This is a genomic window from Arthrobacter nitrophenolicus (genome assembly GCF_000332815.1).
Lineage (GTDB): Bacteria > Actinomycetota > Actinomycetes > Actinomycetales > Micrococcaceae > Arthrobacter > Arthrobacter nitrophenolicus.
Genome location: NZ_AOFD01000010.1, coordinates 66,844 through 89,472, shown reverse-complemented (window position 1 = coordinate 89,472; position 22,629 = coordinate 66,844). Strand labels below are relative to the sequence as shown.

Below are 22,629 nucleotides of genomic sequence, written 5' to 3'. Positions count from 1 at the left end.
ATGGGGACTAGTTAGGGAGGCGGACCGGCATCACCAGGTAGCGGTAGTCGTCCTGGTCCTCGCCGTCGGCGTCCGCCTGGGCCGTGATCATGGCCGGCTTCGGCGCCGAGGTGAAGGAGAACCGGACGAACTTGGTTTCGATCACGCTCAGGCCTTCCACCAGGTAGTGCGGGTTGAAGGCCACGGTGATGTCGTCCCCGGAAAGCTGTGCTTCCAGCTCCTCCGAAGCCTGCGCGTCCTCACCGGTGCCGGCGTCGAGGTTCAGCTGGCCTTCCGTGAAGGCCAGCCGTACCGGGGTGTTCCGCTCGGCCACGAGCGAAACACGGCGGACTGCCTCAACCAGTTCCTGGGTTTGCACGGTGGCATGGATGGGGGTTGATTCCGGGAACAGTGAGCGGATCTTCGGGTAATCGCCGTCCACCAGCAGCGAGGTGGTGGTTCGCCCGCCGCTTTCGAAGCCGATCAGGCGGCTGTCGTCGTCGGAGAGTGCAAGGTTGATGTCCCCGCTGTTGCCGAGTGTCTTGGCGACCTCGTTGAGGGTTTTCGCCTTGACCAGGGCGCTGGTGGAGATACCCGGCGTCACCGGCTTCCACGGGACTTCGCGCATGGCGAGCCGGTACCGGTCCGTGGCCAGGAGGGTGATCAGGTCGTCTTCGATCTCCATCCGGACACCCGTGAGGATGGGGAGGGTGTCGTCCTTGCTCGCGGCGATGATCACCTGGGAAACAGCCTGGGCAAAGGCATCGCCGGGGACTGTGCCGCTGATCGCGGGAAGCGCGGGCAGGGGCGGGTACTCGGCCTCAGGCATGGTGGCCAGGTGGAAGCTGCTTCGGCGGCAGGTGAGCGTCACTTTGTTGCCGTCGGTTTCGACGTCGACCGGAGCGGAGGGAAGGCTGCGGCAGATATCCGCCAGCAGCCGGCCTGACACCAGGATGGTGCCTTCGTCCCGGATGTCCGCGGCAATTTCGAGCCGCGCGGAGGTCTCGTAGTCAAAGCTCGAGAGGCTGACGGTGCCGGCTTCGGCCTTCAGGAGGAGGCCGGACAGGACGGGTACGGGCGGCCGCGGAGACAAGGACCGGGCTGTCCAGGTGACGGCTTCTGCCAGGACGTCCCGATCGACTCTGAACTTCACGGAAGGGTGCCGCCTTTCATTGCTGCTGCGTTTGGGTTCCGGCACTCCCGCGGTAGGAGTCCCTGGAAAGTGTTGTCCCCGCCCTGTTTGGCGCATGGTTTGCACTCGGCGGACCACGCACGGACCCAGGGATGGGAGCGCTGCTGACAGCTTAGCCGGAACATCCGCGATTAACCCATCCCCCAGTCCGGCCTCAAGGGGTCCGGGCCGCCCGGCCCGCCCGGCAGAGGTGTGCAGATCGATCTTGTTGTTTGAGGGACTTCGATTTTTTGGGATTAGTAGTGTTAATAACTGCTGTGGAAACTGTGGATAACCGTGCTTCAGCCTGCGTTCGAGCGGTTAAGCCCTGTTCATGGACTGTGGGTGGAGCAGGTTTTAAACAGGGTGTGGATGGGGACAGAAATTTTCGCCGTTTTCGCGATCCACAGGCGGCTTAAGGGTTTTAAGCCCATTAACCGCGGTTGTCCCCTTAACTATCCACAGCCTTATCCACATGCACCTGTTAATAAGGTATAGGTGGCGGGTCAGGAATCGCGCTGCTGTTGCTTAATCCGGTTGGTCAGCTCTGTCACCTGGTTGTAAATCACACGGCGCTCGGCCATGAGTTCACGGATCTTGCGGTCCGCGTGGATGACCGTGGTGTGGTCGCGGCCGCCGAGCTCCTGGCCGATCTTGGGCAGGGACATGTCGGTGAGCTCCCGGCACAGGTACATCGCGATCTGCCGCGCCGTCACCAGCGTGCGCGTGCGCGACTTGCTGCACAGCTCTTCCATGCTGAGCTTGAAGTAGTCGGCCGTCTGCTGGAGGATCTGGCTGGATGTGATTTCCTGGGCGCCGTCGTCCGTGATGAGGTCCTTGAGGACCATTTCCGCCAGGGCCACGTCCACCGGCTGCCGGTTGAGGCTGGCGAACGCCGTGACGCGGATCAGGGCGCCTTCGAGTTCGCGGATGTTGCTGGAGATCTTGGAGGCGATGTACTCAAGGGCGTCATCCGGTGCCGAAAGTCCCTCGCTAAGGGCCTTCTTCCGGAGGATGGCGATGCGGGTTTCGAGTTCCGGCGGCTGGATGTCCGTCAGCAGGCCCCACTCAAAGCGGGATTTCATCCGGTCCTCGAAGCCAGCCAGCAGCTTGGGCGGCTGGTCCGAGGTGATGACCACCTGCTTGTTGTTGTTGTGCAGCGAATTGAACGTGTGGAAGAACTCCTCCAGCGTCCGGTCCTTGCCGGCCAGGAACTGGATGTCGTCGATGAGCAGCACGTCCACGTTGCGGTACGTGGTTTTGAAGCTGGCGCCTTCGTCGTCGCGGATGGAGTTGATGAAATCGTTGGTGAATTCTTCGGAGTTGACGTAGCGGACGCGGATGCCGCTGTAGAGGCGCCGTGCGTAGTGGCCGATCGCGTGCAGCAGGTGCGTCTTGCCCAGCCCGGAATCGCCGTAGATGAACAGCGGATTGTAGGCCTTGGCGGGGGCTTCGGCAACTGCCACGGCCGCAGCGTGCGCGAAGCGGTTGGACGAGCCGATCACGAAGGTGTCGAAAACGTACTTGGGATTCAGCCGGCCGAACTCATGCGAGGTGCTCGGCAGCATGGGCTGGGGCTTCTGCTCCACCAGCTGGTCCGAGACGAAGGACGGTTCGACGACGGGTTCAGGTTCTTCGTGGACGGGCACCAGATCGGTATCGACGTCGATGGCGCACCGGATGTCTTCCGAGAAGACGCTGTGCAGGGCATCGTCGAGGGCATCCTTCACCTGGGTCTGGAGCACCTCGCGGGTGAGTTCGTTGGGTACGGCCACCAGGAGGGTGGAACCGATCAGGCCCTGGGCCTGGGCGAGGATGACGAAGCCGCGCTGCCGCGGGGAAACGCGGTGGTCCTGCTCCAACAAACTGACCACCCGGCGCCAGGAACTTCCGACAGTATTGGCGTGGTTGGCTTCGTCTACTGTCATCAATGGGTTCCCTCAAAACTTGCTTTGCCTGCAATGCCTGCAGCCCAAAGTCCGGAACCAGGGTGCTGGCCCAGCTTAATCCACAGGGTTATGCACAGTCCGTGGATAATCGGCTACTGAGCCACTCTAGGGGATGAAAAGCCTAGAAGATAGCTGGCCAGTTGCTTGTGGATAATTACACGGTTGTGGTTCCCGAAAGGGGGCTGTGAGCCACTTCATCCACAGGCTTTGAGGGGTAGTTAGGAACAGCTGGGGATAGCGCTCGGGGGCCGTCCCGGTTTGACGCAGGGGCTCAAATTGCCCTAACGTTGTGAAGTCCTTTGTGTCCGCTTTTTGGCCCCATCTGAATCTCCCAGACGCTCCGCGTTTGGGCAGCCGGGGGAAGCGTGCATATACAAAACTTAGCGTCGGCCAGTTCTTCCCCATACTGATCGGGTGGGCGCACCTTTGATCCACTGGAGTAACTAACGTGAGCAAGCGGACTTTTCAGCCGAATAACCGCCGTCGAGCCAAGAAGCACGGCTTCCGCCTTCGTATGCGTACCCGTGCCGGCCGCGCCATCCTGGCAGCCCGCCGTGGCAAGGGCCGCACCGAGCTGTCGGCCTAAATAACCTGACTTGTCGGTAGACATTCCTTTGCGAGTTTAAGGTGCTGGCCGCCCGCAACCGCCTGAGGACTGCTACCGATTTTTCAACAACTGTACGTTCCGGTGTCCGCAATGGGCGCCGGAACGTAGTGTTATATGCGGCAGCTATCGCTGCCGACGAACCCAGCCGGATCGGGTTCATCGTTTCCAAGAGTGTAGGGAACGCTGTGGTCAGGAACCTCGTTAAGCGAAGACTGAGGGAAGCGGGTGCCGCCTCGCTGCGCGAGCACGGCACCGGTTTCGCCATAGTGGTCCGGGCGCTGCCCGCGTCCGCCTCTGCCAGCTGGGACCAGCTGCTGAAGGACTACAACGCTGCACTGGAATCGACGCTGACCCGGCTGGCCGGACGCCCCATACAGGCGGCCGCAAATGGTTCGGCTGGTACAACACAGGAGGGGACATCGCGTGCGTAACGCCACCGCCGTCGTCGCCCGTCTCCGTCCTGTAGCCGCCGCCGTCGGAATGTTCCTGTGGAACCTGCCCCGGAACACCCTCATCGTGCTGCTCAAGGCTTACCGCAAGGTGATTTCACCCTTGTACGGGCAGGTCTGCCGTTTTTTCCCTTCATGCTCGGCTTATGCCCTTGAAGCGGTTACTGTCCATGGCGCCGTCAAGGGAAGCTGGCTCGCAGTCCGGCGCCTCGGCCGCTGCCATCCATGGAACGCCGGCGGTGTGGACCACGTCCCCGCCGGAAAGCGGGACTGGCCGGAGAGCCAGGCCCCCACAATTGTTGTGCTGAACAACCCGGACAAGTACCTGGCTGCTCGGACTGATGGAGAAGGCCGCAGTGCGGCCTGACGAATAGGGATAAGTATGGACTTCTTTGAAACAATCATGTTTCCGTTCAAGTGGCTTGTGTCCATCATCATGGTGGGCTTCCACGAGGGCCTGACCGCCATCGGCCTGCCCGAGGCATCGGGCTGGACCTGGACTCTTTCCATCATCGGGCTGGTGCTGGTGATCCGTGCCGCCCTGATTCCCGTGTTCGTGAAGCAGATCAAGGCTCAGCGCGGCATGCAGCTCCTGCAGCCGGACCTGAAGAAGCTCCAGGACAAGTACAAGGGCAAGACCGACCAGCTGTCCCGCCAGGCCATGGCGCAGGAACAGATGGCCATGTACAAGAAGCACGGCACCAACCCGTTCTCCGCATGCCTGCCCATGCTGATCCAGATGCCGTTCTTCTTCGCGCTGTTCACCGTCCTGTCCGGCATTTCAGGTGCCCGCGACAAGGGCGAAGGCATCGGCGCCATGAGCCACGACCAGGTAGTGCAGTTCGACGACTCCACCATCTTCGGGGCACCCCTGAACGCAACGCTGCTGCATGGCGGCGGCGGCGAGAACCAGATCACTGTTGCCGTCCTCTCGATCCTGATGATCCTGGCCATGACGGCCTCGCAGTTCATCACGCAGAAGCAGATCATGGCCAAGAACATGTCCGAAGAGGCCATGGCCAGCCCGTTCATGCGCCAGCAGAAGATGATGCTGTACATCCTGCCCATCGTCTTCGGTGTGGGCGGCATCAACTTCCCCATCGGTGTCCTGATCTACTGGACCACCACCAACCTGTGGACCATGGGCCAGCAGTTCTTCGTCATCCGCCGCATGCCGACGCCGGGATCCCCCGCCGCCAAGGCCCTTGCCGAGCGCCGTGCCGCCAAGGGCCTGCCCGCCCTGTCCATCCTCAGCGGCAAGAAGGATGACGACGCCGATGCCGCCGCGGCAGCAGCCGTTGCCGAACCCAAGGGCCAGCGTGTCCAGCCCCAGCGCAAGAACAGGAAGAAGAAGTAATGTCAGCCGAGAGCACCGAACACGCCCTTTCTGAAGACATGATCGAAGAGCAGGACGAGTCCGTGAACGAAGAGACTTCCGCGCCGAAGATGTCCGCTGTCAGCCGTCTCGAGGAAGAGGGCGACATCGCGGCGGACTATCTTGAGGAACTGCTGGACATCGCCGATATCGACGGCGACATCGACATCGAGGTCCGCAACGGCCGCACCTACATTTCAATCGTTGCCGAGGAAGAGTCCGAAGGCTTGGAGAGCCTGGTTGGCGAGGACGGTGAGGTCCTTGAAGCACTTCAGGAGCTCACGCGCCTTGCGGTGCTGTCCGCAACGGAGAACCGGTCCCGGCTGGTCCTTGACATCAACGGATACCGCCAGGAGCGCACCGGCCACCTGCAGAAGATCGCGGAGGACGCCGCAGCCGCAGTGAAGGAAACCGGCAAATCCGTGGCCTTGGAACCGATGAGCGCCTACGAACGGAAGATCGTCCACGACGCCGTCGCAGACCTGGGGCTCGTCAGTGAGTCCGAGGGCGAAGGCAGCGGACGCCACATTGTTGTATCCGCAGACTAGAGAATTGCTGGCCCGCTGAACATGGTTGACATCACGGCACCTGAGCTTCTGGCCGCCGAAAAAATCTTCGGCGACCGCCTTGATCTGGCCAAGCGCTACGTTGAGCATCTTGCCACTTCGGGAACTGAACGCGGCCTGATCGGGCCGCGGGAAATCCCCCGGTTGTGGAGCAGGCATGTGCTGAACTGCGCTGTCATCGAGAGGCAGATCCCGCACGGCAGCCACGTAGCCGACGTCGGCAGCGGGGCCGGCCTGCCTGGTCTGTGCCTCGCCATCGCCCGGCCCGACCTGGAACTGACCCTGATCGAGCCCCTGGAACGCAGGGTGATCTGGCTCCAGGAGGTGGTGGACGACCTCGGGCTGGACAACGTGACGGTGATGCGCACGCGTGCCGAACTGGCCGTTGGCCATGTTGATGCCGACGTGGTGACGGCGAGGGCAGTCTCGGCATTGAGCAACCTCGCAGGGCTGACCATCCCCCTCTTGAACGGCAAGGGCGAAGTTGTTGCCATCAAGGGACGGAGCGCCGGCGAAGAAATCGAAAAAGCCGCCAAGGTGATCCGCAAACTGGGCGGCGTTGAAACGTCAGTCCTGACCGTGGGTGACAACCTGCTTGAGGAACCCACCACGGTAGTGCGCATCGTTGTAAACAAGTCCCAAAAGAAGTCCTAGTCCTGGCCCGGTAGCCGTAGTCTGCCGGGTCAAGCAGTTAGGCTAGTCAACGGCAGCAAAAAATGGCTGAACGAGAGTGAGTGTGCCCCAGTGACCAGTAGTGAAGCCTCCGCACAACGGATACCGCCGTTTGTGTCATTGGGGTCAGCTCGTTCCGTCACTGGACCGGGACTTGCCCCTGGCCGGGGCGGGAATCATCCGCAATCGGTAGCGAATGCCGGATCCGCCGCCCTCGTTTCACGTGAAACAACCCCTGCCGGTAGATCAAACATCATTGACGCGATGGATGATTCCAGTCCTATCGCCCGCGAGCTCGCGCACGAAACCAAGCGCCGGGAGCGCCTCATGGGCCGCAAGCTGCCCCGGCCGGAGAAGACCCGGATTTTCACCGTGTCCAACCAGAAGGGTGGGGTGGGAAAGACCACCACCACCGTGAACATCGCGGCCGCACTGGCAGCAGCCGGACTGAATGTCCTGGTGATCGATATCGACCCGCAGGGCAACGCCTCCACTGCGCTGGGCATCGAGCACCACGCGGATGTCGACAGCATCTACGACGTCCTCATCAACGATGTGCCGATGGCAGACGTGGTGGCCCAGTGCCCCGATATCGAGAAGCTCATTTGCGCGCCGGCCACCATCCACCTCGCAGGCGCGGAGATCGAGCTGGTATCGCTGGTGGCGCGTGAACAGCGTTTGCGCCGGGCCATCGATGTATATGCCAAGACGCGTGAAAAGAACGGAGAGGAGCGGCTGGACTACATCTTCATCGATTGCCCGCCGAGCCTCGGACTTCTCACAGTCAACGCGTTCTGCGCTGCCAACGAGGTCCTGATTCCCATTCAGTGTGAGTACTATGCGCTCGAGGGACTCAGCCAGCTCCTGAAGAACATTGAGATGATCCAGAAGCACCTCAATGACGAGCTCGAAGTTTCCACGATTCTGCTCACCATGTACGACGGCCGGACCAACCTTGCTGCACAGGTCGCTGCCGAAGTCCGCACGCACTTCCCGCAACAGGTGCTGTCTGCCGTAGTACCGCGCTCGGTCCGTATTTCCGAGGCGCCGAGTTACCAGCAGACTGTCATGACGTATGACCCATCCTCCAGTGGCGCACTGTCTTACCTGGAAGCCGCTGCTGAAATAGCAGAACGCTAGAAATCTTCAAACTGCAACGACCGGAACCGGCACTGCCTGGTTCTACCACTGGAGGGATTTATCCATGAGCGAGAAGCGACGGGGCCTAGGCCGCGGTCTTGGCGCGCTGATTCCAAGTTCCGCCGCATCAAACGGGCAGGGGAACGGGGCAGCGGTATCCCGCCCGGTGGACCTCTTCTTTCCTGAGGGACGGAAGAAGACTGATTCGCCGGACGCTGCTGCAGGCACAGCCCAGTCAGTTGCAGACAAGCTGATCGCTTCCCCTGCCCCCAGGACCACGTCCAGGCCGTCCAGGAATCAGGATGGTGATACGGAGGCAGCAGGCACTTCTTCCTCCGCTACCGATTCTGCAGGTGCCAAGAAGACGGAATCTTCCTCCACTTCTGCTGCAACCAAGAGTTCGGCGCGCAAGGGTTCGCCCGCCAAGGCGGATGTCACGAAGCCGGCTGAGGCCGAAGTCCGCGACGACGAATCCTCGGATGGGTCCACGGCGGAGCCGGTCGCTGCCCCCGCGCTGATTGACGACGGGGTGGAGCTCGTCGAAGTTCCGGGTGTCCGCTTCGCCGAAATACCGGTTATGGATATCCATCCCAACCGAAAGCAGCCGCGCAACGTCTTCGATGAGGACGACATGGCGGAGCTGGTGCACTCTGTACGGGAAATCGGCGTCCTTCAGCCAATTGTCGTCCGTAAGTCAACCGAATCCGGTAGCGAGCCGTTCGAGCTCGTTATGGGTGAACGCCGGTGGCGCGCAGTCCAGGCGGCGGGGCTGGACACCATCCCGGCCATCGTCCGGGATACCACCGACGACGACCTTCTTCGCGATGCTCTGCTCGAGAACCTCCACCGGAGCCAGCTGAACCCGCTGGAAGAGGCTGCGGCGTACCAGCAGCTGCTAGAGGATTTCGGTACCACCCACGAGCAGCTGGCCGACCGGATCGGGCGCTCACGGCCACAGGTGTCCAATACGCTGCGTCTGCTGAAGCTTCCTCCCCTGGTCCAGCGCCGCGTTGCCGCCGGCGTCCTTTCTGCGGGGCATGCCCGCGCCTGCTGTCCCTTCCGGATGCCGCGGCCATGGAGCGGCTGGCACAGAAGATTGTTGCCGAGGGCATGTCCGTGCGCGCCACCGAAGAGGCGGTCACGCTCTACCAGGATCCAGCCAAACCGGTAAAGAACAACATTCCCCGGCCTGGTGCCCGCCATGAACGGCTCGACTATCTGGCTTCATCCCTCTCTGACCGCCTGGACACTAACGTGAAGATTTCCCTGGGTGTCCGGAAGGGGAAGGTCAGCATTGAGTTTGCGAGTGTTGAGGACCTGAACCGCATCATGGATGTATTGGCTCCTGGTTCCACCAACTAGCAAGTTCTTGTGAAGAGGCCCGGTTCGTTGCGAACCGGGCCTCTTCTGCGTCTGTTGGGGGCCCTATACTTGCCAATGAACGTCATGAGACAGTCCAGATCACTATTCGGAAATCTCATTCTTCACAATTCAGCAATTTGTATTGCCCCTCGCCCTCCCGTAGAAGAGGCAATCGACGTTTTGAAGCACCGAAACTGCACTATATATGGCCGCAGATCTATTTGTGAACCAGCTCCGCAGAAACCACACGTGGACCGGCTCAGCTCGATGCCGTCATCTAGTTTTGCGTTTCACGTGAAACACGTCGGCCTACTATGCCTAGCGTAGAAGGTGCCCATCGATAGAAGAGTCAGGATATCGGGCCCCCTCCACCTGCGGAGAAATGCGACATGCTGCCTGATTAATTTCGACGAGCTTGCGGCAGAACGTCGGGGCGTCCTAGGCGATTTGTAGAAGCAAAGGCGTCGGACTCCCCTATATTCGATATATGCGACCCTCAATCCGCCATGAAGCGCGGGTGTGTGGCGTTCAGTGAACAGAGTTCTGGTTCTCGATCTGAATCTAGATCCGACCAGTGGGACTATTGCCTGCACCCATCCCAAGCTGGTCTTCTCCGAAAAATACAAATGTCCCGGCCATTTGCGTGCTGTACATCCCTTACGCTTGATCTCGCGCGATACAGGTCAAGCCATAGAAACGGCAATCGCGACGGATCCTGCGGAAAAATACGACAAGTTTGTGGCTGGAAAGGAGACGTGTCCCGCTGATTGCCGGTCCGCCCCTGGATGCGGCTTTTGTCGCAAGATTACCTGACAAGAAGCCCAGGAATGTCACCCACACGCTGAAACTACCCATTCCATGGTCCTCTGGTGGCGTTTCACGTGAAACATCAAGATCCGCTAGCCCTTCGGATGATGTCCTACGGCACGATCACCGGAGCGCCACCCATGGCGTCAGCATACCCAAGGGCGATATTCACTCTTTCAATATGAGGCAGCACCGCTATCCAGGCCCAACCGTGGCGTTTGCAAATCTTTCGACGCTGGCGAAACTGGGGTGCCTTCGCGATAAATGCATTGGCGCCGTCAGTAGAATGCCTTCCACTCCGATTGAGTGTGCAGCAGGAGGGCTATCTATTCTGACCCATTTGGCCTGATGTCGCTAGCCATTTCCAATGGTGCGGTTTACCCGCAACAAGCGGGGCAGCTGTTTCACGTGAAACAGAACGTAGGCCCGCTGACGTCACGGACACCCCCCTAGCGGTACCCACACTCGAATTCGCCGCTTCCTCGGACGCCGCGGCCCACATGGTTCTGTGACCATACAGGCGGCAACCTTCAGTTCTTCCTTTGTTCCATCCGGCCGAGCAGTACGTTCTGCCGGACGCCAAGGGCGACATCCGACTCCGATACTCCGATATGACCGGAATCCGCAGCAATGCAGTGTGAGGGCATACAGCGGACAGGACGCGCAGACGGAGTGGTTCCGCGGCCTTTGATGGGACCTTTCTGTGCCACGGTCGCGCAGCCCGCCTCCTCGTGGCCAATCCCCGGGACGGGGTATGGACCCCTTTCCTCTGTGGGAAGTAGGCGGCTGGCTCCGCTTTGACATCCGGTAGACGCTCCGCTCCTGCCGGGGCACGACAGGCGCTGCTGGTAACTGGCTACCACCGCTACCGACATACCGCACCTGTCGCTGGGATGTTCCCAGGCCCGTAGCTGACCAACAGGTCTGCTTCGAGCGGCCGGGTGCGGACCTTCCGGACGCCGCAGCCGGGCCAACAACAGGAGCGTCTGCCAGACCAAAATGAGGCTTTCCAGCCTATCCGCACCCTGCGGATCGCGTTCCGATATCGGTGGATATCCCTGTGGATAACGTGGTGGATAACTCGTGTTCATCCTGTTCATTCCGTCCGAGGACGGCGAGCCCTACCGGCAGATGACCGTAGCCTCGCAAGCTCGACGGTCCGTCGTTGGCAAGGGACATGGCTAGCGCTTGTTTCACGTGAAACCTAGCACCCTTATGAATCGCTAGTAATGGGGGCTTCTTAGTCGTGGAAAGCACGAAGCAGGTTGATTTTCTCGCCCAGTGAACTAAGCTTTCGCCTCCGGTCACTACCAATGCGGGTCGCCGCTTCCATCCGAAGACGCCTGCACGCTCCCCGGCTCCTTTGTCCTGCCAGGACACCGCCTAGCAGTGCCCACGAGGAGCTGTCTTCGGGGTTGAGTCGCCTGTGGATAACTGTGTGCATAAGATCACTAGCGGCCTGTGGAAAACTTGTGAATAGCGGTGGGCGCTAGCGGCCCAGATTTGGTCCGAGAGCTGACGCTTCAACCCCTGCAACCGGCGCCTCTGCTGCTGAGATCCGCTTGTGCCCTGGTAAGCTGCCGTCGGACCGATCATGCCTGGCCCTCCCACCCATTGCGATGAAGCCAGTGTTGAACGAAGCGGCTCCCACTGGGCGACGCGCCCCGCAGACGAATTTTGATGTGTCGGTCTCCGGATTCGTGATGCTTCCACCGTACCTCCGCGATGTTTTGGATAGCCGCTCTGGGTACGCCCGCGATTGCCGTTGCCGCGATATCCCATCGACGCCACGCGTCAAGAGCGTAGTGACCTAGCACCAGGGGCTACCGCGATGCCCTGAGCCTGAACATTCGACTCGGATCCTAAAGGAAAAGGAGGATGCCACCTTAACGACTGCGTTCCGGCTGCCGGTGATTCCGGCGGCCAGCTAGTGAACCTTGCGTTCTCCTTTCCGTCTCTTCCGTTCAGCTCTTTTTTCACGCGGACCGTGACAGCTTCACGCTCCTACTGTTTCACGTGAAACAAGGCAGCGGGCGTGGTGATTTTGCAGCTTCGGATCGCAACGGGAACGGTCCCGGCGGATTGGAAGCCAGGACCGGTCGACCTGCGGACCTGCCAGGCCGGCTCAGACTGTGCAGCCCATGAGCGGCTATTGACACGCCGCCATACGGGTAACGCCAGAAGAAGAGCCGATGCAACGTGGTGGCCGTATCGGTACGCCAAGGAGCCTCACTGATTCGCGATATAGGATTCGGAGGTCCGGGTGAGTTACAAGTCAGGTCGAGGACAGGCTTGCGGTCAGGCTCAGGATTAGGCCGCGGTCCAGTTCCAGTCGGGCGATCTGGCCCTCGCTATGCCACTTCTAACTCACCCCTGGTTAGACGTTTTGCGGCACAAGATCCTGCTTGCTTCGGCAACGGCAGCGGAACTGACAGAATTGCACCTAGCAACGCACTTCCCCTTGCTGCAGTGAGTCCTATGTCGCTGCAGCGGGTCTTATGTTGGGAGCTGGGATGCGTCTCTTCGTGTAGGAAGTCGAATCAGTCTTGCGAGATTTGGGCGTAGGCTGCTTAGTTCTTCGCCCGGGCCATACCCGGGTACATGAGCACTTCTGTTTGCTGCCGGCCACAACATCTTGCATCCAGTGGCAGATTGCCGTTGGGAGTTCGGTGGACGTAGCACCCCAATTCGAACTATGAGCACATCAGTACAGTGCGCGCAGCTTGTCTGGGGTATATCGCTGCGAGTACGTGGGTCTGGTTGTGATCACGGTGAGCTGTGCCAGTAACCAAGCACTTATGCTTTCATCCAAGGGAAGCAGGCGTCTGATTACTTCAACTCAAATTTGTGAGGGTCCATGGTGCTGTGGCTCTGCCGCAATGGCGCAGCTTGTTGGGGTGCGTGGGCCAGTGATGTTTCACGTGAAACGCCGATCAAGCAGCGCCGGGCTATGTCGGGAGCCCAACGCCGTGGGCATCGGTGGTCTTGCTTGTGCTCTGCCCCAGCTACTTCCCAATTGTGCCGGTGAGCAGACATCTACGTACCTCGGCGGTAAACACCGTGGACAACTCTCTGTCATCGGAAGGTCTACGGCGCCAACCAAGCAACCCCCAAGGGCTCCGCGAACCACAAGTGCATGTTCCACGTGAAACATGGCCTGACCCTCGTGCCGATCAGCACTGTTGCATTGTCGCGTAATGGGGCAAGTACTTGTAGGGTTTCACGTGAAACGTGACTCACCCCTCCCCGTGCGGCTTGTTGCACGAGCGCGGGCGTTACAAGCCAGGCAAAAAAGTGGCCACCACCCGAGGGCGATGACCACTTTCGACGTTCTCGATGAAGAGCCCGGAAGAGCGTTTACGACAGGACGTCCGCGAATTCCTTCTCGAAGAACTGCTTCGGCTTTGCACCGATAACCGTGCTCTTCACTTCTCCACCCTGGAACAGGTAGACGGCCGGAATCGACGTGATGCCATACTCCGCAGCAATGGAGGGGTTGTCATCGACATTTACCTTGACGACATCAACCTTCTCGCTGTACTCAACGGAGATTTCGTCGAGGATCGGACCGAGCTTGCGGCAGGGGCCGCACCATTCAGCCCAGAAATCGACAATTACCGGCTTTTCAGAGGACAGGACGTCCGTTCCAAAACTTGCGTCAGTTACGTCTTTTGCGTTGCTCATTGCGTTCTCTTTCTCCTCGGTTCGTAGGTTGCTGACTTATGCGGGCAGGTTGGCCAGGTAGTGTTCCACATCGATGGCAGCCACACATCCGGAACCGGAAGCCGTGATGGCCTGGCGGTAGGTGGGGTCGATGACGTCCCCTGCAGCGAAAACGCCGGGGATGCTGGTTTTGGAGCTCCTCCCCTGCACGGCGATGGTTCCTTCGGGCGTCAGGTCGAGGACATCCTTGATCAGGTCGGTCCGGGGGTCGTTGCCGATGGCCACGAACACACCGGTCACGGCAAGATGCGACTCCGTGCCATCGAGGGTGCTCTTCAACGTCAGGCCGGTGACTTTGTCTTCGCCAAGGACGTCCTCCACGGTGCTGTTCCAGATGAAGTTGATCTTCTCGTGGGCCAGCGCGCGGTCTGCCATGATCTTGGATGCCTTCAGAGAATCGCGGCGGTGTACTACCGTGACTGATTTTGCGAACTTGGTGAGGAACAGGGCCTCCTCCATCGCGGAGTCGCCGCCACCGATGACGGCAATGTCCTGGTCCTTGAAAAAGAAACCATCGCAGGTTGCACACCAGCTGACACCGTGTCCGGAGAGCCGCTTCTCGTTGGGAAGGCCCAGCTCGCGGTACGCGGAGCCGGTGGAAAGGATGACTGCCTTGGCTGGAAGGTCTCCCCTGTCGCAATGGTCACCGTCTTCACGGCGCCCTGGAGATCCAGTGCCGTGACATCCTCAAACTGGATCTCGGTGCCGAAGCGTGCGGCCTGTTTCTCGAAATTCTCCATGAGGTCCGGACCCATGATGCCGTCGGGGAAACCCGGGGTAGTTCTCAACGTCGGTGGTGTTCATCAGTTCACCGCCTGCGGTCACAGAGCCGGCGAGCAGCAGCGGCTTCAGGTTGGCACGGGCCGTGTAGACGGCGGCTGTGTAGCCGGCCGGTCCGGAGCCGACAATGATGACATCACGCACTTCGGACGCGGTGTTTTCTGCGATGGTCACTGAACGGTGAACCTCTTCCTTACTTGACGCGCCCCGCTGTGGAGGCCGGCCACATGGCACAACTGCTACTGGATGCTGAATATTCCGGCGCTGGATTTGGGATGACAGCCGGCGAACGGCAAAGTGCGGCCCCCTCCAGGCGCTCGTTCCAGATTACCGCCCCGCCAGAGCCAAGGACGACGGGAGGGCACGCCGTCGAATCCTGGATGACGCGATGCGTCGCCCCGGCCGGGCACCACTACCGGCGCGGATAGAGGAACGGCCCTCCCCCGAAGGGAAGGGCCGTGTACCTGAGGACCGCAGACGTCCAATAAGCCGCTACTGGACCTTGATCTCCGCCAGGCGCAAACCGTAACCATAGCGGGTCTTTGGCGCGGCCAGCTTGGGAAGGGAGTTGATCGAAACGATGACGTACTGTGCCTGGGCAGGTTCTGCCAGCGGCATGTTGAGGTCCGTGGAAGTGAAGCTGCTGGTCCCCACTGCACGCGCCCCGTCCAGCGATGGGCGGTCGTTGGTGTAGACCGTGATGTTGCCCCCGGAGCCACCGAGTTGGGACAGGGTGATGGAGGAGACCGCAGCGGGCTTCTCGAGCTTGACCACGAGCGGTACGCCCTGGGCTGCCAGGCCGCCCCAGTTTTCGGTGGCGAATTCCATGTCTGACCAGTAGCTGGCTGCGTTCCCGTCGTAGGCCTTCACCAGGTCACCGTCGAAGGTCGCGGCAAAGTCGAAATTGCCCTGGCGCGAAACGCTTTCGATGGCCGGCGGTGCGGCAGGCGGAGCGGAGCTGGGTGCCTGGGTTGCCGCGGCTGATCCTTCGGGAGCACTGGTGGGGGCCACCGGTGCGGGGTTGTTTGCCTGCGGCTGGGAGAAGAGGCTGCCCAAACCGGTCAGCGCCCACACGAGGCCGGCAATGAGGACGACGGCCAGCAGCCCGCCCACCAGCCAGCGCATGGAGCGCGGTTCGCGTTCAGGCTCGTCGCGGTCGCCGTCGTAATCCCCCGGGTCGGCGAAGGAGACGCCGGCAGCAGCGGGTGCCGCGGCCCGGGCGAAGATGGCGGGCTTCTTGTTGACCGGCTGGGGTTCATCGTACGGCTCTGAGTCAGCGTGGTACTGCTCCTGCTCGTCCGCCTGGGCGTAATCGTCGTCGGACCACAACGACACTTTGGGCTTGCCGGAACCGGTATCCCCGATCGCATTGCCAGGGGCGGTGGCGGGAGATGGAGCCGATCCGCTGGATACATCCTGCACCGGCTGGGCGGCGGTGGCGTCCGGATCAGCGTGGCTCGTTGCTGCTTTGCCGGTAGCGGACCCCGCAGCAGCGGCGGCACCGCCAGCAGCCCCCGCGGCAGCAGCACCGCCGATTACCGAAGCTCCGCTCCGGCCGCTTCCAGGTGCCGCAGCGGGACGCGCGGGAGGCTTGGGCGGCACAACAGGTGCGGTCCGGTAGGGGTCCACCTGGCTTTGGTGCGTGTCGCCGTAATTGATATATCCGGCGTCGACGTGGTCTTCCTCGTCGTAGGGCTCAGGCTCACGGGAGCGGGGCTGGCCGAAGATCTCGCTGCCCAGCGTGTCAGTGAAGAAAGGCTCCACGTAGGGCGGGTTCGAGGCGACCACAAGGTCCAGCAGGTCAGCGGCGGAGGTGTGGTTGGTAATAAGGTAGGTGGCGGCATCGCTCACGCCGAGGTCCAGGACCTGGACGGTACCAGGCCGCTCACCCGTGGCCACTTCGCGGGCGCTTTGCGCAACCTGCTCCGTGTTCTGCGGACCGGCAACCAGGATGCTGACCGGCCGGTTCAGGACCTGGTCCACACCGTCCAGCACCAGATCGTGGTCGTGCGAGGCCAATACCGTGGCTGTGACCTTGTAGCGGCCGCCCAGTACTGATCCGACATCGATCGGGTTGGACACGTGTTCCTCCTAGACTGTCCGGGGTTGCCGGCATGGATGATGCAACCCCCGTTCAAGGACCCGCCGAGTGGCTTGCCCCCGAATGCAACTCCCCCTGTACCTTTCCGATCCTAGCGGATTGCGTCCGGCACGCCGCGGACTATGGCCGTCGGGAGCGGCCGGGAGCCTACTTTTTACGCCGCCGCCGCTGCTTGAAATAGGGGTTCTCGCCGGCCTTCCCCTGGAAGGTGCGGCGCCCGGGGAGCGGAATCTGCTCGCGGAGCAGGCCTCCCCGTGCGGTGCCGGGCTGGTCCTCGCCGGGCAGGTACCCGCCGTCGGACTTTTCCTGGGGGCCGCCATCATGTGAATTCGCACCGCCCGCCGTCCGCTCCGGCTCCGGGCCGGCACGGAAGGACACCGCGTCAAATTCGCCGGAGATCCTGGGGATCAGGCCGGTATCCACGGAGGTGGTGGCACGCTCGGGGCGGTGCATGCGGGCCTCCGCCGAGGCACCTTCCACCGATGGGGTCCCTTCCGGGGCGGACGACGGCGGCGCCCCGCCTTCCGCGGCAGGAGCAGCGGGGCCCCCACGGCCCAGGCGGCCAAGCAGCGGCCGGAGCAGGTCACGCAGTTCCGCAACCCGGAACAGCTTCAGCAGGAAGAAGTAGGCCACCAGCATGACGGGGCCCACCACCACCACCGTGATCAATGCAGTCAGGCGGTTCTGCCAGGCGAAGCCATCGGGGCTGTAGCTGCCCATCAGCCAGAGGGCCCCGGCACCGGCGATTGCTGAACCCAGGGCGGCGTACCCCATCCGGATGTAGGAGTTGGCGATCCGTGGTCCGTCCAGGTGTCCCAGGAGCCGGCGCAGGAAGTAGGCGCTGATGACCACGGAGAGGATGTTTCCCACCATATACAGGATGGCGATGGCGTAGATGATCTGGTTTACCGGCAGGAACTGGATGGCGAAGGCACCCGCCACGTAGACCACCGCCAGCAGCAGCTGGATGTAGAACGGCGTGCGCGCATCCTCGTTGGCGTAGAACACCCGGGACATCATGAAGTTCGCGCTCATGAAGGGAGTGCTCAGGGCGAGGATGGTGAGCGTCTGGGCCAGCATCACGCCGTCCTGGCGCGAGCCTCCGGAGAAGAACATGCCGAGCGGTCCGGCCAGCGCGAACAGTGCCAGCGCGCCGAACACGGTGGCGACGGCCATGGTGCGAAGCCCGTGGGACAGCGCATCGCGCAGTTCGTCCCGGTTGCCGTCCTGGGACGCGCGGGTCATCCTGTTGAACAGCACCGTGGCGAGGGACAGCGCAATGATGGAGTGCGGCAGCAGGTACAGCTGGCTGGCGACCTCGAGGACGGCGTTTCCGGGCAGCATGGCGGCTGCCGGGTCGCCCGCCTCCTGCAGCCGGAGGCGTTCGGCACCGGGAATGGTGGCGATACGCATGACGTAAAGGAACGCGAGCTGCCCGACGGCGGCCGTCAGGAGCGTCCATACGCTCAGCCTGGCTGCCTGGCCGAGTCCGACGCCCCGCCAGCCGAAGCGCGGCCGCAGGCCGAGCCGGAGCCGGAAGACCGGGATCAGGAGGATGGCCGTCTGGGAGACGACGCCGATGGTGGAGAACCCTGCCACAAAGAGCGTCTGCGTATCGCCCCAGTTGTCCAGGCTGTGGGGATTGGCCTCGTTGGTGCCGAAGATCCAGATGAACATCCCCAGCCCGGCGATGGCCACGATGTTGTTGAGGATGGGCGCCACATGGCCGGCCCGAACGCGCCGTTGGCGTTGAGGACCTGGGTGAGGAGGGCATACAGGCCATAGAAGAAGATCTGCGGCAGGCACCAGAAAGCGAACGTGACTGCCAGCGCCTTTTGCTGCGGTGAATAGCCCTGGGTGGTCAGGTCGATGACCCACGGGGCGGCCAGCGTGACCATGGCGGTCAGGCCCAGCAGGAGCAGGACAGCAAGCGTCAGCAGCCTGCTGATGTAGTCGGCTCCCCTGTCCGGCGCTTTGCTGGCCTTGATGATCTGCGGCACCAGGACCGCGTTGAACACGCCGCCGGCCACCAGCAGGAAGATCAGGTTGGGAAGGTTGTTGGCATTGATGAACGTGTCGTTGACCGTGGAGCCAAGCCCCAGGGCAGTGCCGAGCATCCAGGTCTTGCCAAATCCCAGGAAACGCGAAACCAGGGTCCCGGCGGCCATGATGGCACTGGACCGGGTTTCGCTGGCACCTGCCGCAACCTGCGGGGCATCCGGACCGGCAAGTTCCGGCCCGCCCGCTTCCGGGGGCACGCCGTCGGGAACCGCATCGCCGCGGCGGCCGGCGTTATCGGATGGAGAGTTGGTAGCTGACATCGAGTTCATCGTCTCACTCGCAGGGGCTTATCGCCGCAACGCCCGGACGCCAGCGCGGCAGGCACACTGCGGCGGACGGGAGGCCGGGGCACCCTATAAGTGTCCGGGCAGGACCTCACGGGCGAGGTCGGCAATGCGCCGCTCATTGGGGAAGGAGAGTTTCCGGGCCAGTTCCTGGATGGGCACCCACGCCACGTCCACGGCCTCCTGGTCGGGATCATTTTCGATGGTCAGTTCGCCGCCCGTGGCGCGCAGGAGGTAGTGGTGCACAGTTTTGTGGACCCGGTGGCCGCTGACAGTAAACCAGTAGTCAATGCTGCCCAGCGGTGCCAGGATGCTGCCCTCAATGCCGGTCTCTTCGGCGATTTCCCGGACCGCCGCCTCTTCATTGTTTTCCTTGCCCTCCGGATGGCCCTTGGGCAGGCACCATTCCAGGCGTCCGCCCCTGTTAAGGCGGGCGATAATCGCAACCCGCAACTCGGCGTCGGACGTGTCCACCACCACGCCGCCGGCCGAGACTTCCTCCACCGTGGGCAGCGAGGCCGGCGCCGAATGCGGGGCAGGGGCAACATGCGCACCGATCGCCGATGGCAATGGTGCGTTCGTCCTCCTGCCTGGAGCGCTCGGTACTGGATGGGCCATGGAGTCCACTCTAACGACTGTTGCCCGTTCGTGATGACCGGAACATGACAACAACATGGACGGCATATGACGCAGTTTCATGCCGGCAGGTGGAATCCTTCGGATCTTGACAGTATTTTGGCCTGCCGGGCCGCCGGTTTCTGCCAAGCTTAAGTAACTATGGCGCACGCACATCACAAGACTGAATCCCACACCGTCGACTTCAAGGTGGACCCGGTGGTCCTGGAGCTGGGCCAGCGCTTTGTGGACGCCGGGCATGAACTGTCGCTCGTGGGCGGCCCGGTGCGGGACCTGTTCCTGGGGCGGACCTCCCCCGACCTTGATTTCACCACGGACGCCACGCCGGACCAGACGGTAGCCCTGATCAAGAAGTGGGCGGACAACTTCTGGGATATCGGCCGCGCCTTCGGAACCATCGGCATGCGCAAGGACGGGTTCCAGATCGAGATCACCACCTACCGGGCCGAAGCCTACGATCCGCAGTCCCGCAAGCCCGTGGTGGCATTCGGGTCGTCGCTGACCGATGACCTGCTCCGCCGGGATTTCACCATTAACGCCATGGCCCTGAAATTGCCCTCCCTCGAGCTGGTGGACCCGTTCGGGGGCGTCCGGGACCTCCACGCTTCAGTTCTGGCCACGCCCGGTGCGCCCGAGCTGTCCTTCTCCGACGACCCGCTGCGGATGATGCGGGCCGCCAGGTTCGCCGCGCAGCTGGGGGTGGCAGTGCACGACGACGTCCGCGAGGCCATGACCCGGATGGCCGAGCGCATCACCATCATTTCGGCCGAGCGGGTCCGCGACGAGCTGGTCAAGCTCATCTGCGGCGCCCGCCCCCGCGTGGGGGTGGACCTGCTGGTGGATACCGGCCTGGCCGAATACGTGCTCCCGGAAGTCTCGGCCCTGCGCCTTGAATCCGACGAGCACCACCGGCACAAGGACGTGTACCAGCACTCCCTCCAGGTGCTGGAGCAGGCAGCGGAGCTGGAAACGGACGCGGACGGCCCTGTCCCCGGCCCCGACTTCGTGCTGCGCTTCGCGGCGTTGATGCACGACGTCGGCAAGCCGGCTACGCGGCGCTTCGAACCGGGCGGCGCGGTCAGCTTCCGCCATCACGACATGGTGGGTGCCAAGCTCACCACCAAGCGCATGAAGACCCTCCGCTTCGACAAGGACACCACCAAGGCTGTTGCCCGGCTGGTGGAACTGCACATGCGCTTCTACGGCTACGGTGACGCCGGCTGGTCCGATTCAGCCGTCCGCCGGTACGTCACCGACGCTGGGCCGCTGCTGGAGCGCCTGCACCGGCTGACTCGGTCCGACGTGACCACCCGGAACCAGCGCAAGGCCGAGCGGCTCGCCTTCGCCTATGACGACCTTGAAGCACGCATTGTCGCCCTGAAGGAACAGGAGTCCCTGGATGCCGTGCGGCCGGACCTGGACGGGGCCCGGATCATGGCGGTGCTCGGCCTCAAGCCCGGGCCCGTCGTGGGCAGGGCCTACAAGTTCCTGCTCAACGAGCGGATGGAACACGGACCCCTTCCAGCGGAGGAAGCTGAGGCCCGGTTGCTCCGCTGGTGGGCCGGGCAGCCGGAATCGGCACCTGCTGCAGCGGATCCCGCAGGGTCTCCCGCCGTCGTCGAACCTTCCCCCTCCGAGGAGACCAAGTGACATATCCCGCCCTTGCCCCACGCCCCCAGCTCTGGATCCTGCGCCACGGCGAGACCGAATGGTCCAAGAGCGGCCAGTACACCGGGCTGACGGACCTCCCGCTCACGGTAGAAGGTGAACAGCAGGCCGTGGAGGCCCGGAAGGTGCTCGACGCCGTGGACTTCGACCTGGTGCTCACCTCGCCCCTGCGGCGGGCCCGGCGCACAGCCGAACTTGCGGGCTTCCCCGACGCACAGCATGAGCCGCTGGCCGTGGAATGGAACTACGGCGACTACGAGGGCATCAGCTCCGACCTGATCCGCAAGGACAACCCCGACTACCTCATCTGGACCCACGGTGTTCCCAACGGCGAGACGCTCGACGAAGTGGCGGCAAGGGCCGACAAGATCATTGGGCGGATCCTGGAATCGGGGATGGACAATGTGCTCATTGTGGCGCACGGACACTTTTCCCGGATCCTGACTGCCCGGTGGCTCGAATTGCCACCCACCGAGGGCCGGCATTTCATTCTTGGAACGGCCAAAGTCTGCACCTTGGGCTGGGACAAGAAGACCCCCGCAATTGTGCGCTGGGGCCTCTAACAATCCCTCGTTGAAATTTCTTTTTGCAGTTTTCCCGAATTAGGTAGTCAACCACGGATTAGTGGTGTACTTTTATTCCTGTCCCTAAGGCAATCTGCCAGGGGTCAGCGCCCCGGCTGCACGCTTTCATTGCGGCAAACAGGAGAAAAGGAGGTTGGGAGAAATGATGACTTTGACTGGCGGACGGAAGACCACCATCAATGCCGCCCCGGCCTCGGCGCATAATGCGCACCTGTCCTGGGGCTTTCCGGGCTGCTAGCGCCTGGCCGCTCCGCCGTCTGCTGATTACCGGCGGTGGCTGACCGGCAGGACATTCCGGGGAAACCAGAAGCTCCCGCTCCATGTGGCGGCTTAGGCTTCCCGTATTCTGCAGCCCATGCCTGCCCGCTGGCCGTTGCATGACCTAGTCCTGCCTGCGGCGCGCGGCATTCCCCGCACTTATTGACGCCTGGAATACCCAATCCATACCCGCGGTATTTCCTGCATTAATTGTTGCTGCAATTTTCCCATTACTTACCGGTTGATTTGCTGCGCCCTTTTTTCGGGCTGCCTTTTGACCGGCATTCCTTCAATAGGAGGTGAAAAACCATGGTCCGGAAGATCCGTGAACTGCTGTTTCCTCTGCGACTGTCCGGCAGGAAGCAGTTCAACAGGGACCTGCTGGAACAGCAGAGGGAAGACGTCTTCGTCCTGATGCACCAGCAAATGGGCGGCCTCCGCTGAGCACGCCGGGGGC

At 62.2% G+C, this 22,629-nt stretch carries 15 protein-coding genes and 3 pseudogenes; 11 read left to right on the top strand and 7 right to left on the bottom strand.

Annotated features, from left to right (window positions below):
• Positions 1-7 precede the first annotated feature (7 nt).
• Both dnaN and dnaA read right to left on the bottom strand, forming a co-directional pair.
• On the bottom strand, positions 8-1,132 hold the full coding sequence (gene dnaN, locus G205_RS05535; RefSeq protein WP_009357111.1) for a DNA polymerase III subunit beta: 1,125 nt from the start codon (positions 1,130-1,132) through the stop codon (positions 8-10).
• A gap of 524 nt (positions 1,133-1,656) precedes the next feature.
• The gene (gene dnaA / locus G205_RS05530) at positions 1,657-3,078 is read right to left on the bottom strand and encodes a chromosomal replication initiator protein DnaA (RefSeq protein WP_009357110.1); all 1,422 of its coding nucleotides are present in this window, start codon (positions 3,076-3,078) and stop codon (positions 1,657-1,659) included.
• A gap of 469 nt (positions 3,079-3,547) precedes the next feature.
• Here dnaA and rpmH point away from each other — a divergent pair, with 469 nt between their 5' ends.
• From rpmH to G205_RS05495, 8 genes and pseudogenes are all read left to right on the top strand, one after another.
• Positions 3,548-3,685, top strand: coding sequence for a 50S ribosomal protein L34 (gene rpmH, locus G205_RS20955; protein ID WP_003800212.1), 138 nt, complete (start codon positions 3,548-3,550; stop codon positions 3,683-3,685).
• A 41-nt stretch (positions 3,686-3,726) separates the two neighbouring features.
• Positions 3,727-4,137: a ribonuclease P protein component gene (gene rnpA, locus G205_RS05525; RefSeq protein WP_035752146.1), complete on the top strand. Its 411-nt coding sequence runs from the start codon at positions 3,727-3,729 to the stop codon at positions 4,135-4,137.
• Entirely contained in the window at positions 4,130-4,522 is a 393-nt protein-coding gene (yidD, locus tag G205_RS05520; RefSeq protein ID WP_009357108.1) for a membrane protein insertion efficiency factor YidD, read from the top strand. The genes rnpA and yidD overlap by 8 nt, the downstream gene beginning before the upstream one ends.
• Before the next feature lie 15 nt (positions 4,523-4,537).
• A complete protein-coding gene (gene yidC, locus G205_RS05515) occupies positions 4,538-5,512 on the top strand; it encodes a membrane protein insertase YidC (protein ID WP_009357107.1) in 975 nt (324 codons plus the stop codon).
• The gene (locus G205_RS05510) at positions 5,512-6,078 is read left to right on the top strand and encodes a Jag family protein (RefSeq protein ID WP_009357106.1); all 567 of its coding nucleotides are present in this window, start codon (positions 5,512-5,514) and stop codon (positions 6,076-6,078) included. Before yidC ends, G205_RS05510 begins: the two co-directional genes overlap by 1 nt.
• Positions 6,079-6,099: 21 nt before the next feature.
• Entirely contained in the window at positions 6,100-6,750 is a 651-nt protein-coding gene (gene rsmG / locus G205_RS05505) for a 16S rRNA (guanine(527)-N(7))-methyltransferase RsmG (protein WP_009357105.1), read from the top strand.
• Between the two features lie 90 nt (positions 6,751-6,840).
• Entirely contained in the window at positions 6,841-7,908 is a 1,068-nt protein-coding gene (locus G205_RS05500; RefSeq protein WP_275450412.1) for a ParA family protein, read from the top strand.
• 64 nt (positions 7,909-7,972) lie between these two features.
• Positions 7,973-9,270: pseudogene (locus G205_RS05495) on the top strand (ParB/RepB/Spo0J family partition protein).
• A 4,164-nt stretch (positions 9,271-13,434) separates the two neighbouring features.
• On the opposite strand, the gene trxA reads toward G205_RS05495, so the two are convergent.
• From trxA to G205_RS05470, 5 genes and pseudogenes are all read right to left on the bottom strand, one after another.
• Positions 13,435-13,761: a thioredoxin gene (gene trxA, locus G205_RS05490; protein ID WP_009357103.1), complete on the bottom strand. Its 327-nt coding sequence runs from the start codon at positions 13,759-13,761 to the stop codon at positions 13,435-13,437.
• 36 nt (positions 13,762-13,797) lie between these two features.
• A pseudogene (locus G205_RS05485) lies at positions 13,798-14,724 on the bottom strand (NAD(P)/FAD-dependent oxidoreductase).
• 348 nt (positions 14,725-15,072) lie between these two features.
• Positions 15,073-16,662, bottom strand: a complete 1,590-nt coding sequence (locus G205_RS05480; RefSeq protein ID WP_009357102.1) for a protein kinase family protein — start codon at positions 16,660-16,662, stop codon at positions 15,073-15,075.
• A gap of 166 nt (positions 16,663-16,828) precedes the next feature.
• Positions 16,829-19,002 (bottom strand): annotated as a pseudogene (murJ, locus tag G205_RS05475) (murein biosynthesis integral membrane protein MurJ).
• 93 nt (positions 19,003-19,095) lie between these two features.
• Positions 19,096-19,596: an NUDIX hydrolase gene (locus G205_RS05470; protein WP_009357101.1), complete on the bottom strand. Its 501-nt coding sequence runs from the start codon at positions 19,594-19,596 to the stop codon at positions 19,096-19,098.
• A gap of 207 nt (positions 19,597-19,803) precedes the next feature.
• Between G205_RS05470 and G205_RS05465 the strand changes: the two genes are divergently transcribed.
• The 3 genes from G205_RS05465 (at position 19,804) to G205_RS23405 (ending at position 22,616) form a co-directional block, all read left to right on the top strand.
• Entirely contained in the window at positions 19,804-21,312 is a 1,509-nt protein-coding gene (locus G205_RS05465; protein ID WP_009357100.1) for a CCA tRNA nucleotidyltransferase, read from the top strand.
• Positions 21,309-21,893: a histidine phosphatase family protein gene (locus G205_RS05460; RefSeq protein WP_009357099.1), complete on the top strand. Its 585-nt coding sequence runs from the start codon at positions 21,309-21,311 to the stop codon at positions 21,891-21,893. The genes G205_RS05465 and G205_RS05460 overlap by 4 nt, the downstream gene beginning before the upstream one ends.
• Before the next feature lie 588 nt (positions 21,894-22,481).
• A complete protein-coding gene (locus G205_RS23405) occupies positions 22,482-22,616 on the top strand; it encodes a hypothetical protein (RefSeq protein ID WP_009357098.1) in 135 nt (44 codons plus the stop codon).
• The last annotated feature ends 13 nt before the right edge of the window (positions 22,617-22,629 follow it).